The 14,890-nt window shown below is 61.8% G+C and carries 13 protein-coding genes and 1 pseudogene; 13 read left to right on the forward strand and 1 reads right to left on the reverse strand.

Annotation, left to right across the window (positions count from 1 at the left end):
* Window positions 1-649: 649 nt before the first annotated feature.
* A complete protein-coding gene (locus tag LZK81_RS23815) occupies window positions 650-1,240 on the reverse strand; it encodes a TetR/AcrR family transcriptional regulator (RefSeq protein ID WP_233957532.1) in 591 nt (196 codons plus the stop codon).
* Window positions 1,241-1,515: 275 nt separating this feature from the next.
* On the opposite strand from LZK81_RS23815, the gene adhP reads away from it, so the two are divergent.
* The 13 genes and pseudogenes from adhP (at window position 1,516) to LZK81_RS23880 (ending at window position 14,883) form a co-directional block, all read left to right on the forward strand.
* Window positions 1,516-2,553, forward strand: a complete 1,038-nt coding sequence (adhP, locus tag LZK81_RS23820) for an alcohol dehydrogenase AdhP (RefSeq protein WP_233957533.1) — start codon at window positions 1,516-1,518, stop codon at window positions 2,551-2,553.
* A gap of 121 nt (window positions 2,554-2,674) precedes the next feature.
* Window positions 2,675-3,634 (forward strand): annotated as a pseudogene (locus tag LZK81_RS23825) (bifunctional enoyl-CoA hydratase/phosphate acetyltransferase); the annotation flags it as partial.
* 232 nt (window positions 3,635-3,866) lie between these two features.
* The gene (locus LZK81_RS23830; RefSeq protein ID WP_233957862.1) at window positions 3,867-4,937 is read left to right on the forward strand and encodes an HlyD family secretion protein; all 1,071 of its coding nucleotides are present in this window, start codon (window positions 3,867-3,869) and stop codon (window positions 4,935-4,937) included.
* Window positions 4,934-7,690 (forward strand): ribosome-associated ATPase/putative transporter RbbA, encoded by a 2,757-nt coding sequence (gene rbbA / locus LZK81_RS23835; RefSeq protein ID WP_233957534.1) that lies wholly within the window; start codon window positions 4,934-4,936, stop codon window positions 7,688-7,690. The genes LZK81_RS23830 and rbbA overlap by 4 nt, the downstream gene beginning before the upstream one ends.
* Window positions 7,691-7,693: 3 nt before the next feature.
* Window positions 7,694-8,806 (forward strand): ABC transporter permease, encoded by a 1,113-nt coding sequence (locus tag LZK81_RS23840; protein ID WP_233957535.1) that lies wholly within the window; start codon window positions 7,694-7,696, stop codon window positions 8,804-8,806.
* A gap of 261 nt (window positions 8,807-9,067) precedes the next feature.
* Complete coding sequence (locus tag LZK81_RS23845) at window positions 9,068-9,352, forward strand: hypothetical protein (protein WP_233957536.1); 285 nt, start codon at window positions 9,068-9,070, stop codon at window positions 9,350-9,352.
* Between the two features lie 344 nt (window positions 9,353-9,696).
* Complete coding sequence (locus LZK81_RS23850; protein WP_233957537.1) at window positions 9,697-10,944, forward strand: efflux RND transporter periplasmic adaptor subunit; 1,248 nt, start codon at window positions 9,697-9,699, stop codon at window positions 10,942-10,944.
* Window positions 10,941-12,086 (forward strand): ABC transporter permease, encoded by a 1,146-nt coding sequence (locus LZK81_RS23855; protein WP_233957538.1) that lies wholly within the window; start codon window positions 10,941-10,943, stop codon window positions 12,084-12,086. Before LZK81_RS23850 ends, LZK81_RS23855 begins: the two co-directional genes overlap by 4 nt.
* Before the next feature lie 4 nt (window positions 12,087-12,090).
* Entirely contained in the window at window positions 12,091-12,822 is a 732-nt protein-coding gene (locus tag LZK81_RS23860) for an ABC transporter ATP-binding protein (RefSeq protein ID WP_233957539.1), read from the forward strand.
* Between the two features lie 310 nt (window positions 12,823-13,132).
* Complete coding sequence (gene bigR / locus LZK81_RS23865; protein ID WP_233957540.1) at window positions 13,133-13,480, forward strand: sulfite-sensing transcriptional repressor BigR; 348 nt, start codon at window positions 13,133-13,135, stop codon at window positions 13,478-13,480.
* Window positions 13,477-13,887, forward strand: a complete 411-nt coding sequence (locus tag LZK81_RS23870; protein ID WP_233957541.1) for a YeeE/YedE family protein — start codon at window positions 13,477-13,479, stop codon at window positions 13,885-13,887. Before bigR ends, LZK81_RS23870 begins: the two co-directional genes overlap by 4 nt.
* On the forward strand, window positions 13,884-14,315 hold the full coding sequence (locus LZK81_RS23875; RefSeq protein ID WP_233957542.1) for a YeeE/YedE family protein: 432 nt from the start codon (window positions 13,884-13,886) through the stop codon (window positions 14,313-14,315). The genes LZK81_RS23870 and LZK81_RS23875 overlap by 4 nt, the downstream gene beginning before the upstream one ends.
* 115 nt (window positions 14,316-14,430) lie before the next feature.
* Window positions 14,431-14,883 (forward strand): sulfite exporter TauE/SafE family protein, encoded by a 453-nt coding sequence (locus tag LZK81_RS23880; protein WP_233957543.1) that lies wholly within the window; start codon window positions 14,431-14,433, stop codon window positions 14,881-14,883.
* The last annotated feature ends 7 nt before the right edge of the window (window positions 14,884-14,890 follow it).

Genomic DNA, 14,890 nt, shown 5'->3' on the forward strand with positions numbered 1-14,890 from the left:
GCCCGAAGCGTATTGGAGATCACACGTAACCGACGTGCTTGCCAAAGGGTGTCTGAGCGCCCCAGTTTCCTTTGCCGATTCGTTCGCTCTCGCCCGAAAGTTTTCGGGGCGGGCTATATTGCGTAGAAGCCGGTTCCTCAGCCTCCCTCGCACATGGGCCATCCAGGCTGAACGTATCTTCATCGACGCCGGTCCGGCCTCGATCTATGTGCCGACGTTCCAGGGCGTCGTTGATGGCGGACTGTCTTTTCGCGACCCATCGGCCGTCGGGGTCCGTCAGGATGGAGTTTGTCTGGCCGATGTCGACCGGGGCCGATGGTGACGTTGCTGAGATCGGCGCGATTTTCCCTATTCTTCGTCTGCTCATCCTGCTTGCTCCGTTCCTTTTGATTTGCCGTCGCCCAGCAAAAACTCTTGCGAGCATGAGAGGGTCGCCATCGATGATCTTGCTCGCCATCACCGTGTCTCAGTGGCTGCACTTTCGGCCAACACTCTGTTTAGACAGGCGCCGCCATATAGACCTGCGATGCGATAGACAGCCCGAGCACGAGGGCGGGGAGAATATTCTTCATCATTTCAATTCTTCCTACTAGTTGGTAGTTTCTTTCGACGTAGAAATCCGCCGGGCGGCTTGTCTCCGCCCGGAACGTTATTGGACGACCGCCGGAGACAGACGCTCCAGAGTGGGCGCCAGAATGGTGGCAAACACTTCCGGGGTGCCGTAAGCACGCGCGGACAGCATAGCTCCGTGGACGGATGCCATGAACGCTTCCGCCTCAACGCGAGGCTCGCTCGAAAGCCTCAAAGCCCCCTGCTGTGAACCGCGCTCCATGACCGAGGTCAGCCACGTCGAGGCAAAGCGGAAAAAAGCTCTTACTTCTGCTGCGACTTCCGGTGGCAAGGAGGGCAGCTCGCTCGCAAGCAGAGCGCAGACACAAAAAGGCCTGCTCGCGTCCTCAATACATTGGGCCCAATGACCCGCGTAGATTTTGAGGAGTTCGAGCGGGTTCTGCACGTTCTGTTCCAGCGCCGCCACGCCTGCCTCTCCCTCCTCACGGTATCGCTGCACAAGCGTGCGAACCAAGTCGATCTTGCTCGGAAAATGGTGATGGATACTGGCCTTCCGGATTCCAACGACTCCAGCGATATCGGCATAGCTAAAACCGTTATAGCCTCCGCTCATGATCAAAGTTCGCGCAGAAGCAAGGATTTCGTCGGCGGTTGTCAGAAGGTTGCTCATCGGCTATGTCTACCTTCTAGTAGGTATGCAGTCAACAACAAAGTTGATGATGCAGGAATTGCATTAGTGTCATCAATGTCTGATGCGCCCGCCCAGTGATCTGGGAGGTGTCGCCACACAAATTCGGATAGCCGTCGTTTCTCGTTCGGATGGCAGGTCTTCCAGAGTGCCGTCTAAGCCAGCGAGGGTTCCGCGATTGCGCTGGGTCAATGAAACGGCCCTCGCCCAGGAATAATCGTTGCGGCATTCATGCCTTCCACAACAAGGAGACGAACATGAAGCGAACGATGAAAGCCGCTGTCGTGCATCAATTCGGCAAGCCACTTGCGATCGAATGCGTCCCGGTGCCCGTACCGGGCCCAGGCGAAATCCTCGTTAAGGTCATGGCCTGCGGCGTCTGCCACACCGACCTTCACGCCGCCGATGGCGATTGGCCCGTCAAGCCCAGCCCGCCGTTCATTCCCGGACACGAGGCGGCCGGCATTGTCGTCGAGCTCGGCCCAGGAGTGACGGGATTGAAGGAAGGTGACGCCGTCGGCGTCGCCTGGCTGCACGACGCATGTCTCGCTTGCGAATATTGCGAGACCGGCTGGGAGACGCTTTGCGAGCACCAGCACAATACCGGCTATAGCTGTAACGGCGGCTTTGCCGAATATGTCATCGCCTCCGCCGCCTTCGCCGCAAGACTGCCGCAGAATGTCGATTTCGCGGCGATCTCGCCGATCCTCTGCGCCGGCGTGACCACCTACAAGGGGCTCAAGGAGACCGAAGCGAAACCCGGCGAATGGGTGGCGATCTCCGGCATCGGCGGGCTCGGCCATGTCGCAATTCAATATGCCAAGGCGATGGGCTTCCATGTGGTGGCGCTCGACGTCAGCCCGGAAAAGCTGGAGCTTGCCCGCAGCCTGGGCGCGGATCTCGCCGTGGATGCCCGCTCGCTGACCGCGGTCGAGGACACGCTGAAGGCAACCGGCGGCGGCGCGCACGGCGTGCTGGTCACCGCCGTCTCGCCGCCGGCTTTCTCCCAAGCAATCCGGATGGTAAGACGCAAGGGAACGGTCAGCCTGGTCGGCCTACCGCCCGGCGAGTTCCCGACGCCGATCTTCGACGTCGTACTCAAACGCATCACGCTGCGCGGCTCGATCGTCGGGACAAGGCGTGATCTCGATGAGGCGATCACCTTTGCCACCGAAGGCAAGGTCAAGGCGGAGATCCACAAGGCGCAGCTCGAAGACATCAACGACATCTTCGCACGCCTGAAGGACGGCAAGATCGATGGGCGCATGGTGCTGGATTTCTCATCTGCATCCTGATCATCATACACGACAGTTCGTGGATCGCGGCGTCTTCACATTGAGCTGCGTCAAGGAAAGCGCCGCCGTTCCGGGCGACACAGGTCACCGTGGGCGCCCTCTCATGCGCTCTCGGCGAAAGGAACAGGTCGATCCCGTGGATATCATGCTCAGACATCACGGCCGTTACGAGGCCATCATCCGCCAAGCGATTTCGCTGCCGGCGATGCGGACGGCCGTGGTCCATCCGTGTTCGACGGAAACCCTGCGTTCCGCCGTGGAACTCAAGGCACAGGGCTTTCTTGATCCCATCCTGGTCGGCCCGGAGCGGAAGATCAGGGCAATAGCCGACGCCGCGGAACTTTCACTCGCCGGCATCGACATCGAGCCTGTCGAGCACAGCCATGCCGCAGCCGACCGCAGCGTCGAACTTGCCTCAATCGGCAAAGTCGCCGCCTTGATGAAAGGCAGCCTGCACAGCGATGAATTGATGTCAGCAGTTGTCGCACCGGCGTCAGGACTGAAGACCGGCCGGCGCATGAGCCATGTCTACGTCATGGACATTCCGGCCTATGACAAGCTGCTGATCGTCACCGACGCGGCAATCAACATCCAGCCGGATCTCGATCAGAAACGCGATATCTGCCAGAATGCCGTCGACCTGATGCATCTTCTCGGCGTCGAAAGACCGCTGGTGGCGGTGCTGGCCGCCGTCGAGACCGTCAACAGCAAGATGCCTTCGACGCTGGACGCGGCGGCCCTGACCGTCATGGCCGCGCGCGGGCAGATTGAAGGCGCGATTGTCGACGGGCCACTCGCCTTCGACAACGCAATCAGCATCGAGGCCGCGCAGGCCAAATCCATCGCCTCTCCAGTTGCCGGGCATGCAGACATCCTGCTGGTTCCCGATCTCGAAGCGGGCAACATGCTGGCCAAGCAGCTCATTTATTTCGCCGGTGCAGACGCTGCGGGACTGGTCCTCGGCGCCCGGGTTCCTATCATACTGACAAGCCGAGCAGACCCGGCCAAGGTTCGAACGGCCTCGGCCGCTCTTGCGAGGCTCAGCGCTGCGAAACGACTTGAAGCAAGGATGCCTCCATGATGCAAAGGGAGCGGCGCGGTTGAACTGGACGTTGAATTTGATTGCCGGCGGCCTGCCGCCTCGCGCGTGGCCGGAGTTTATCCCTGCGTAGGCCGATCCTTGTTCAACGGCAGCGCCAACTGCAAACGCGGCTCGAAGCGTGCGGCCCGCCTTAGATTGATCGCGGTCAAGGTGGCTCCGCCAGGAATGGCCGATGAACACCTGTTCCCACCTGAAAGGAATAGAGCCTGTGTTGAGCCGTAAATTGAAATTTGGCCTCGCTGTCATCGCCGCTGCGGGTATCGGGTATTTCGCGTGGCGCTATTACGACATGCGACTTTCGGCAGAGGCCATGCCGGGCATCGCCAGTGGAAACGGCCGCATCGAGGCAGTCGAGATTGATATCGCGGCGCGGACGGCCGGACGGCTTTCTGATATTCTGGTCAAGGAAGGCAACTTGGTCAAAGCCGGCGCAGTCGTCGCCCGCATGGATATCGAACAGCTCGCCGCCCAGAAGCGGGAAGCGGAAGCCCAGCTTGCCAGGGCCAGGATCGGTATCGACACCGCGAAAAGCCTCGTCGTCCAGCGCCAGGCGGAAAAGGAAGCCGCGGCCGCAACCGTCTCCCAGAACGAGGTCCAGTTGCAATCGGCCCGCAAGCGGCTGGCCCGTAGCGAGCAGATGAGCCGCAGCGGATCGGTTTCCGAGCAATTGCTGGACGACGACCGCGCCCGCGTCGAAGGAGGGGTCGCAACCGTCTCGGCGGCCAAAGCCAATCTTGCGGCGACCGATGCGGCAATCGGTGCGGCGCAGTCGCAAGTCGTGGATGCCGAGGCCGCGGTCGAGGCGGTGCAGGCGACCGTCGCGCGGATCGACGCCGATCTGCGCGATTCCGAGCTCAAGGCGCCGCGCGACGGACGGGTGCAATATCTCGTGGCGCAGCCGGGCGAAGTGGTCGCCGCCGGCGGCCGCGTGCTCAACATCCTCGATGTCGGCGATGTCTACATGACGTTCTTCCTTCCGACCGGGGAAGCTGGGCGCACCCCGATCGGCAGCGAAGCTCGCATCGTGCTCGATGCCGCCCCTCAATATGTCATTCCAGCCCGGATATCCTTTGTGTCCGATGTCGCGCAATTCACGCCAAAGACAGTGGAGACCGAAGAGGAACGCCAGAAGCTGATGTTCCGCCTGCGCGCGCGCGTCTCTCCGGAACTGCTCCAGAAATATATCGCACAGGTCAAGACGGGGTTGCCGGGCCGGACCTATGTGAAGCTCGATCCCGCCGCAGAGTGGCCGGCGGCGCTGTCACGGCCGATCACCCCATGAGCCCGGAGCAGCAGGCGAAGGGCACCCCGGCGGAACCCGCCTATGTGGCGCGGTTGGCGGCTGTCGGCCATTCCTACGGCAAGACGCGCGCCATCGACGGCATAAGTCTCGACTTGCCGTCCGGGCGTATGATCGGCCTGATTGGCCCGGACGGGGTGGGCAAATCCTCGCTGCTTTCGCTGATTTCCGGAGCACGCCAGGTCCAGACGGGCGAGATCGAAGTGCTTGGCGGCGACATGCGTAGCGCCCGTTACCGCGATCGCACCTGCCCGGCCATTGCCTATATGCCGCAGGGGCTCGGCAAGAACCTCTATCCGACGCTATCGGTGTTCGAGAATGCCGATTTCTTCGCCCGCCTGTTCGGCCAGGGCCGAGAGGAGCGGGAATACCGCATTGCAACCCTTCTGAAACGCACCGGCCTTTCGGGCTTCGAGGACCGCCCCGCCGGCAAGCTTTCGGGCGGCATGAAACAGAAGCTCGGCCTCTGCTGCGCCCTCATTCACGATCCGGACCTTTTGATTCTCGACGAGCCTACGACCGGCGTCGATCCGCTGTCGCGCCGGCAGTTCTGGAGCCTCGTCGACGATATCCGGAGGGAGCGGCCGGAGATGAGCGTGATCGTTGCGACCGCCTATATGGAGGAAGCGGCGCGTTTCGACTGGCTGGCGGTCATGGATGCCGGAAAAGTGCTGGCGACCGGCACGCCGCGCGAAATCCTTGCCCATACCGGCGCCGCCACGCTCGACGATGCCTTCATTGCGCTGATGCCGGAGGAGAGGCGGGCCACGCACAAGGCCATTCCGCTTCATCCGCCGGCGGATTTCGACGCGGCGGAATTTGCCATCGAGGCGGAAGGCCTGACCATGCGCTTCGGCGATTTCACGGCGGTGGACGATGTCAGCTTCCGCATCCGCCGCGGCGAGATCTTTGGCTTCCTCGGCTCGAACGGCTGCGGCAAGTCCACGACGATGAAGATGCTGACTGGCTTGCTGCCGGCAAGCGAGGGCACGGCGAAGCTGTTCGGCAAGAAGGTGGACCCGAAGGACATGGATGTCCGGAGGCGTGTCGGCTACATGAGCCAGGCCTTCTCGCTCTATACAGAGCTGACGGTCCGGCAGAACCTCGACCTGCATGCGCGGCTGTTTCGGCTGCCGGCCGACACGATTTCGGCCCGGATCGAGGAAATGGGCCGGCGTTTCGAGCTTATGGACGTCATGGACGCACTGCCGGACGGCTTGCCTCTCGGTGTCCGGCAGCGGCTTTCGCTGGCGGTGGCACTGATCCATTCGCCGGAGGTGCTGATCCTCGACGAACCGACTTCGGGCGTCGATCCGATCGCCCGCGACCAGCTGTGGGCGGCGCTGATCGAGCTCTCCCGCAAAGACCACGTCACCATATTCATCTCCACCCATTTCATGAACGAGGCGGAGCGCTGCGACCGCATATCGCTGATGCATGCCGGCAAGGTGCTGGTGAGCGATACACCCGATGCGATCCGCAAAAACCGCTATGCCACGACGCTGGAGGAAGCGTTCATCGCCTATCTCGAAGATGCGATCGGCGGGACGGCCACTTCATCCGCGCCAGAGGAAGACGGGCGCAAGTTCGGCGACGCTCGTCGGCACCGCGCCTTCGACCTACGCCGCATCTGGAGCTACAGCCTTCGTGAAACGCTGGAGATCCGCCGCGACCCCATCCGCGCCACTTTGGCGCTGATCGGCAGCGTCATCCTGATGTTCGTGATCGGCTACGGCATCAACATGGACGTCAAGGACCTGACGTTTGCGGTTCTCGACCGTGACGATACGGTCGCCAGCCGCGACTATATCGCCAACATCGCCGGCTCCCGCTATTTCATCGAGCAGCCGCCGCTTGCAGATTATGCCGATCTCGACAGGCGCATGCGCGACGGTACGCTGAAGCTGGCGATCGAGATCCCCGCCGGCTTTGCCGAACATGTCGCCCGCGGCCACGACGTCGAGATCGGCGCGTGGATCGACGGCGCCATGCCGCAACGGGCGGAAACGACGCGCGGCTACGTGCAGGGCATGCATGCCCATTGGCTGGCGCAGAAGGCGCGCGAGATCTACGGCGATGCGGCAAGCGGGCAGTTCTCGATCGAGACCCGCTTCCGCTACAATCCCGGCATCGAAAGCCTGGTGGCGATGGTGCCGGCCGTCATTCCGCTGCTGCTTCTGCTGATCCCGGCGATGCTCGCGGCGCTGTCGGTGGTGCGGGAGAAGGAACTCGGCTCGATCGTCAATTTCTACGTGACACCGGTGACGCGGCTGGAATTCCTCATCGGCAAGCAGCTTCCCTACCTGGCGCTCGGCATGATGAACGCCGTGCTCCTGTGGCTGTTCGCGGTCCTGGTGTTTCAGGTGCCGTTCACCGGCAGCCTGCTGGCCTTTGCCACAGCCGCTCTTCTCTATGTCGCTTTCGCGACCGCCTTCGGCCTCCTCGTCTCGACTTTCATGTCGAGCCAGATCGCCGCGATCTTCGGGACGACGCTGTTGACGATCATACCGGCCGTGCAGTTCGCCGGGATGATCGATCCGGTCTCCTCGCTTCAGGGCATCGGGGCGTTCATCGGCCAGATCTATCCGACGACCTATTTCAACATTATCTCTCGGGGCACTTTCTCCAAGGGCCTCGGCTTCGAAAACCTTTTAGGGGCTTTCCTGCCGCTCATTGTTGCCGGGCCGCTGCTGATTGCGACGAGCGTCGTCTTTCTCAAGAAACAGGCTCGGTGAAGCATGCGGCTCGCCAATATCCTCCATCTCGGGATCAAGGAACTGCGCGGCCTGCTGCGCGATCCGATATTGCTCGGGCTGATCGTCTATTCCTTCACCATCGCGGTCTATACGGAAGCAAAAGCAGTTCCAGAAACATTGAACAATGCGCCGATCGCGATCGTCGACGAGGACAATTCGCCGCTCTCGCGCCGGATCGCCGACTCTTTCCTGAAGCCCTATTTCAAGCCACCGGCGATGATCACGGCGGGCGAGATGGATGCTCGCATGGATGCCGGCACCGACACGTTCGCGCTCGATATTCCGCCGAACTTCCAGAGCGACCTGATCGCCGGCAAATCCCCCGTCATCCAGCTCAATGTCGATGCGACCCGAATGACCCAGGCGTTTTCCGGATCCGGATATGTACAGAACATCGTCTCGACCGAAGTCGCCGGTTTTGCCGCCGCGGATATCGATGATCGTATACCGTCGGTGGATCTGGCATTGCGCGCCCGGTTCAATCCCCAACTCAACCAGATGTGGTTCGCATCGGTGATGAACGTGATCAACAACGTCACCATGCTGGCGATCATCTTGACCGGAACAGCTCTCATCCGCGAGCGGGAACACGGGACGGTGGAGCATCTTCTGGTGATGCCTTTGACGCCGTTCGAAATCATGGCCGCAAAAGTGTGGTCGATGGGGCTGGTGGTGTTCGCTGCCACTCTGCTTTCGCTGATCTTCGTGGTGCAGGGATTGCTGAAGGTTCCGATCGAAGGATCGATCGTGCTGTTCATGGCGGGGGCGGCGCTCCACCTGCTGGCGGCGACCGCCATGGGGATCGCGCTCGCAACGCTTGCGGGTTCGATGCCGCAGTTCGGCCTGCTGCTGATGCTGGTGCTCCTGCCGCTGCAAATCCTCTCCGGCGCGACCACGCCCCGCGAAAGCATGCCGGAAGCGATCCAGACGATCATGCTTGCCGCGCCGAACACGCATTTCATCCTGCTCGCCCAGGCGATCCTCTATCGCGGCGCCGGGTTCTCGGTGGTCTGGCCGCAGTTCCTCTGGCTCGCGAGCATCTCTGCGGGCCTCTTCGTGTTTTCGCTGCTCGGATTTCGTCGGTCGTTGCGATGAGAACGGTCCGTTGACGAACATCGAGGACAGCCCTGGCCGCGGTCTTGCACTGGACCTAACCAAGAGACGAGACGATGCTGACAGTGGGATCCATCGTGACCCTTGGAGCCGATTGTGATCCGGCCAGGCGTCGGCGAGTACGGCGGCGGCCTGGAAGCCGTCGAGAAGGGCTTTTGCGGCTTCTAGAATTGAGCGTTGATCTACGTCACTGCCGATACCTTCCCAATCGCTACTCTGCAGGAAACAGAGAAGGAGGGTGTCATGCCACTGAAACTGAAATCCGGATTCCTGATGTCGTCCGGCGACGAAGGCCGACTCGTGATGGATTCGGGCGTCGGCGATCAGATCGTCATCGTTGCCCGCGACGCGCTTGAGGCCGTTGCCGATCCCCCTCGCGTGGACGAATTCAGATTACAGGAATACATCGACGTCTTCAGCCGGATCGCCAGTGCAAAGTTCGATGAAAGGCTGCTCGATTCCTGTGGGCACGTCCACGTGACGTCGGAGGACGTCCGAACCTGGCACGCGGCGTTCCCGCCAAGGTAAGCGGCGGCATGCATCCTGAAAAGATGGTGGCAAGGCTGCGTTGAATTCGCAGTTTTTCCGATCCGGCGACCGTGAGCACCCTTCGTTCAGTGACCGCGATACGAAGCAGCGTTTCGCGGCGTCGCTGAGTGCCAGGGCATGGACGGTTTGATCAATATCGCAGCGGCGTCGTACCACACCCCGTTTTGAGGTGGTGAGGGGGGCAGGAAGCCGACGGCAGCAGGCGCGCCGCAATCCCGCCAACCAAGCAGACGCCGCAGTTGATTGAGATCATTGCAGGTGCCGCGGCCAGGGCGCAGCAAAGATAGCATGAGTTGTCTCCATCCTTACCGCAGGGAACGTCTATGCTTGAAGTTCCAAAGCCGATCATGAAGGAGACCCCTTCAGTCGTCGAAAAGGCACAGGTCCAAGCCATCGGAAAGACGCTGCGCCTATCCGCCCGTGTCTACGCGTTCTCTATCCTGCTGGCCGTTGCCATGGGCGTAGGTTTCGGCGCATGGGCGATGTTCCTGCGCCCGATCGAAGTTCAAGTCGCAAGCACCGAGCAAGACGTGCCCGTGCAGGTCTTCGGCCTCGGGACGGTCGAGGCGCGGGTGACATCGAGGATTGGCTTCAAGGTGTCTGGCGTGGTGGTCGATTTGCGCGCCGATGTCGGCGACCGCGTTTCCAAGGGCGCGGTTCTGGCCCGTCTTGATGACCGTGAGCAGAACGCACAGGTCGCTCGGGCAAACGCGGTGGTCCAACAGGCCGAAGCCAATCTTCAAAGAGCGACCGCAAGCGTCGAAAAGGCTCAGGTGAACCATGCGAATGCCAAGAGCATCAATGAGCGCCGGCAATCGCTGTTAAAGGGTAATACCACCTCGCTTGAAGCCGCGCAGACGGCAGAAGCGGCAGAGGACGCAGCCTTGGCCGATGTGAACCTGGCGGAAAGCGATCTCCTGGTGGCCAAGGCCAATATTGGCGACGCCAAAGCGCAACAGCAACTGCAATCAACCATATTGGACTTCTACACCCTCGCGGCGCCCTACGATGCCATGGTGACCACGCGCCTCAGGGAACTCGGCTCGGCGCTCGGCGCCGGTGAACCGGTGTTCACGCTGATCGACCCAAAGACCGTGTGGGCACTCGCCTACATCGACGAGAGCAAGGCCGGCGAGATCACCGTCGGCGAACCGGCCGAGATCGTGCTGCGTTCTCAGCCTGGCAGGCGTATCGCCGGCCACGTCGCGCGCATCCAGCCGGAAAGCGACCGGGTCAACGAGGAGAGGCGGGTCGAGATCACGTTCGACTCGCCGCCCGCCGATTTGTATCTCGGTGAGCAGGCTGAGGCCCACATCACGACCGTTCGGCTTCCGCAGGCCCTATTGGTCCCGGAGGCAGCCATCATCGGCCTCGGCAAAAATCAAGGGACCATATGGGCCGTCGAGGATGGCACCCTGGAGCAGCGCAACGTGACACTGGGGCACCGGCTGCTCGACGGACGTATTGAGATCACCAGCGGTGTCCCTGAGCACGCCCTCGTCCTCACGACATTGCGCAGTGGACTGCGCATCGGCCGTGCAGCGAAGGTCGCCGAAGGGACAAGTCGATGAATCTGGCCTATCGGGACATCAAGCACAATCTCCTGCGTTTTTTGCTGACCAACTTCGGCTTGAGCTTGCTCCTCGGCATCGTAATCATGATGACCGGCGTCTATGGCGGCCTGATCGATGACGCATTGCGTCAGGCCCGCGCGGCCAATGCAGATCTCTGGGTGGTTGAGGCCGGGACCAATGGGCCGTTCGCCGAATCGTCGCGTATTCCGGGCGACACCAGAGAACTGGTTAGCCGGCTCTATGGCGTCCAGCGCGCCGGGTCTGTCACCTACCAGTCGGTCCAGACGGAGTTGAACGGCGTCCCACACCGCCTCTTTCTCATTGGCTTTGAGCCGGGCAGACCCGGCGGGCCACGTCAACTCTCGGCCGGCCGCGACATCTTGCGCGGCCACTATGAAATGATCGTCGATGCTTCCGCCGGTCTGGCGCTGGGCCAGGAGGTCCTGCTGGGAACGCGCGATCACAAATTTTCCGTTGTCGGCCTGATGCGGAACGAACTCACATCATCCGGCGATCCAGTCGCCTATATCACCTTGCGCGACGCGCAAGCGCTCCAGTTCGAACTGGCGCCCCCGGCTTCGCGGCGCGAGCAGGCGCGCAGCGGATCCACGGAAACCAACGACCAGATCAATGCCGTCATCGCCAAGGTGTCACCCCATATCCCGGTCACCGAGACAGCAGCGGCACTCTCGCGGTGGAAACACCTGACGGCCCTCACGCAGGCTCAGCAGGAAACCCTTCTGAGCAAGTTCGTGATCGAAAAGGCGCGCAAGCAGCAGCTTCTGATCATGGTTCTGCTGGTCATCGTATCGGCCGTCATCATCGCGCTGATTATCTACACGATGACTATGGACAAGGTGCGGTCAATCGCCACGCTCAAATTTGTCGGAGCGCCGGATCGCACCATCATCGGCCTCATCGTTCAGCAATCCCTGTCATTGGGGATTACCGCCTACGTCGCAGGGCTCGCGCTTGTCTTTACCTTCAGGCCCTTTTTCCCGCGGCGGCTCGTGTTCGACCCAGAGAGCGTTATGGCCGTATTCGCTATCACGATCGTGGTCTGCCTTGCCGCAAGCACCCTGGGCATTCGGCTCGCGCTGAAAGTGGACCCCGCCGAAGCACTCTCCGCTGCAGGGTAGGATCATGATCGAGACAGGCACACAAGCGGTTGTATGTGTCGAACACCTCTCGAAACATTTCGGTTCGGGAAGTGCGCGGGTCGACGCGCTTGTTGATATCAACATGGAAGTCTTTCCCGGCCAGGTCGTCGGTCTTATGGGGCCGAGCGGTTCGGGCAAGACCACGCTGCTCAACTGCATGGCCTGCATTCTGGAGCCAAGCGGCGGCCGGCTCACGCTCGACGGCGAAGCCGTCTATGATGACCATTGGCTCAAGGCGGACCTACGCCGGTTGCGGCTCGACAAGGTCGGCTTCATTTTCCAGTATCCCAACCTGCTGCCGTTCCTCAACGCCACCGACAATGTCGCCGTGGTGCTCCACCTTGCAGGATTGGGCGCCTCTGCAGCGCATCAGCATGCTATCGAACTGCTCGATTATCTTGAGGTCGGCCACCGCAAGCACGCAATGCCCGCGCAACTGTCCGGCGGCGAAGCCCAACGGGTGGCCATTGCTCGCGCGCTCGCCAATCGGCCGCGCATCATCCTCGCCGACGAACCGACCGCGCCGCTCGATTCCGCCCGCGCCCGTATCGTGATGGATCTGTTACGGCGGATCGCAATCGACCAGAGCGCGGCTATTATCGTCGTCACACACGACGAGATGATCCTCGACCGCTTCGACCATATTTACCGGCTGCGCGACGGTCGGCTGGAAAGCGACGATCTTTCGCGCGCTTCGGTGGGAGTTGACTACTGATGTTCGTTTTGTCGCTGCCGTGATCCGGCGAACTCGCCGGATCACGGCAGCGGCTAAACGTATAAAATTCAAGCCATGCGATAGGCAACGTTCCCCGGACATCCTTGTGCGACGCCAGTGCTGGTTCGATCAGCAACTCTCCTCCATCTGCCAGCGCAGGCGTCGGTTGATTGCGTCTCCTCTGCGCGGGAACCAAAGGGCGGGCACAAAAATTCCTTGGCTGACCTTGAAAGATATATAATATAATATAATATAATATATATCGACTAGCGCTATCTCAGTTTCCGCTCGATGCATTGCAGGGAGCCGCATGGGAATGACGACCGATCTGAAGGCGATGATGAAGGCGGGGCTTTCTCCTGCCGAGATGGCCAGCCGGGCCGGAGAGGTAGCGAACCTCCTGAAGACGTTGTCCCATCCGGCGCGCCTGATGATCGTCTGCACGCTCGTGGAAGGCGAGTATTCGGTCGGCGAGCTTGAAGAGAAGGTCGACGTCCACCAGCCGCATCTGTCGCAGCACCTGACGGTGCTGCGTGGCTCCGGCATCGTCGAAACCCGGCGGGAGGGGAAACAGATCTTCTATAGCCTGACGGGGGAGAAGGCCGTCCTACTGGTTGCCGCCCTCTATGACATCTTCTGCGTGAAGGAAGACAAATGAACTTATATCTCCCCTCATTGGCCGGGGGCATGCTGATCGGCGCATCGGCCGTCATGCTCCTGCTCCTCAACGGCCGGATTGCCGGGATCAGCGGGATCGTCGGGCGTCTCGCCCAAGGTGTCGGATTGACCACCAATCTTGCGTTCGTGCTCGGGCTGTTGCTCGGGCCGCTCACCTACCTGTTCGTGTTCGGTGGCTGGCCTGCCGTGCAGATCACCGCCGGCTGGCCGCTGATCATCGTCGCGGGGCTGCTCGTCGGCTTCGGCTCGCGTATGGGATCGGGTTGCACAAGCGGACACGGCGTGGTCGGGCTTGCCCGCCTGTCGCCGCGCTCCATGGTAGCGGTCGCCACGTTCCTGACGGCCGGCGTGGTTGCCGTCACGGTTCTTCGAGGTCTGGGACTATGAATAGGCACATCTACCAATTCGGAGCGGCTCTCGCCTCGGGCATCGTCTTCGGTTTCGGCCTGTCCCTGTCCGGCATGCTGAACCCGGCCCGCGTCCAGGGCTTCCTCGACGTGTTCGGCGCGTGGGATCCGAGCCTTGCCTTCGTTCTCGGTGGCGCCGTCGTCGTCGCCTCCATCGGCGTGCAGGTGATGAAGCGGATGCGCCATCCGGCCTTCGACGACAGCTTCCATGTGCCGACGAACCGTCGGATCGACGCGCCGCTGGTGATCGGCTCGGCCTTGTTCGGCCTCGGCTGGGGTATCGGTGGCTTCTGTCCCGGCCCGGCGGTCGCGTCCCTGTCGGTTGGAATCCCGCAGACAGCACTGTTCGTCATCGCCATGCTAGTAGGCATGACCTTGTACGACAGAGTATGGAGCAGGCGGACGTGAGCACCTCCATCTTGGCGGCAGTCGGCTCCGGCGGAATCGTCGGCTTCATGCTCGGTATGCTCGGCGGCGGCGGGTCCATCCTGGCGACCACCTGATCTTTCTGTTCGGCTTCCTCATGATCGTCGTCGGCATCCTGATGCTGAAGCCCAGGAAGGCTATGGCGGTGGAGGGCCGCCCCGTCGACCTCAGGAGTGTCTCTCAACAGCAGCCGTGGCGCTCGCCGGGCGCTGCCTCCGGCTTCTTCGGCATCGGTGGGGGCTTCCTGATCGTTCCGGGCCTGATGCTGGCGACGGGCATGCCGATGATCAACGCGATCGGCACCTCGCTCCTCTCCGTCGGTGCGTTCGGGCTGGCGACGGCCCTCAACTATGCCAGTTCAGGCCTGGTGGATTGGAGGCTCGCCACCGAGTTCATCGGCGGCGGCATCGTCGGAGGCGTGCTCGGCATGCTCTTCGCCACACGGCTCAGTGCCTACAAGACCGCCCTCAACCGCCTGTTCGCCGCCCTCGTACTCGTGGTCGCCGCTTACATTTTGTATCGGAACTGGGGACCTCTGGTGTCAAGGTGAGCGCGCG

This window comes from Neorhizobium galegae, assembly GCF_021391675.1.
Classification (GTDB): domain Bacteria; phylum Pseudomonadota; class Alphaproteobacteria; order Rhizobiales; family Rhizobiaceae; genus Neorhizobium; species Neorhizobium galegae_B.

Coding starts and splice junctions, on each gene's coding strand:
- LZK81_RS23845 (WP_233957536.1), top strand. CDS start 9,068: ATGCCACTGAAACTGAAATCCGGATTCCTGATGTCGTCCGGCGACGAA.
- bigR (WP_233957540.1), top strand. CDS start 13,133: ATGGGAATGACGACCGATCTGAAGGCGATGATGAAGGCGGGGCTTTCT.
- adhP (WP_233957533.1), top strand. CDS start 1,516: ATGAAGCGAACGATGAAAGCCGCTGTCGTGCATCAATTCGGCAAGCCA.
- LZK81_RS23860 (WP_233957539.1), top strand. CDS start 12,091: ATGATCGAGACAGGCACACAAGCGGTTGTATGTGTCGAACACCTCTCG.
- LZK81_RS23815 (WP_233957532.1), bottom strand. CDS start 1,240: ATGAGCAACCTTCTGACAACCGCCGACGAAATCCTTGCTTCTGCGCGA.
- LZK81_RS23875 (WP_233957542.1), top strand. CDS start 13,884: ATGAATAGGCACATCTACCAATTCGGAGCGGCTCTCGCCTCGGGCATC.
- LZK81_RS23840 (WP_233957535.1), top strand. CDS start 7,694: ATGCGGCTCGCCAATATCCTCCATCTCGGGATCAAGGAACTGCGCGGC.
- LZK81_RS23850 (WP_233957537.1), top strand. CDS start 9,697: ATGCTTGAAGTTCCAAAGCCGATCATGAAGGAGACCCCTTCAGTCGTC.
- LZK81_RS23855 (WP_233957538.1), top strand. CDS start 10,941: ATGAATCTGGCCTATCGGGACATCAAGCACAATCTCCTGCGTTTTTTG.
- LZK81_RS23880 (WP_233957543.1), top strand. CDS start 14,431: ATGATCGTCGTCGGCATCCTGATGCTGAAGCCCAGGAAGGCTATGGCG.
- LZK81_RS23870 (WP_233957541.1), top strand. CDS start 13,477: ATGAACTTATATCTCCCCTCATTGGCCGGGGGCATGCTGATCGGCGCA.
- rbbA (WP_233957534.1), top strand. CDS start 4,934: ATGAGCCCGGAGCAGCAGGCGAAGGGCACCCCGGCGGAACCCGCCTAT.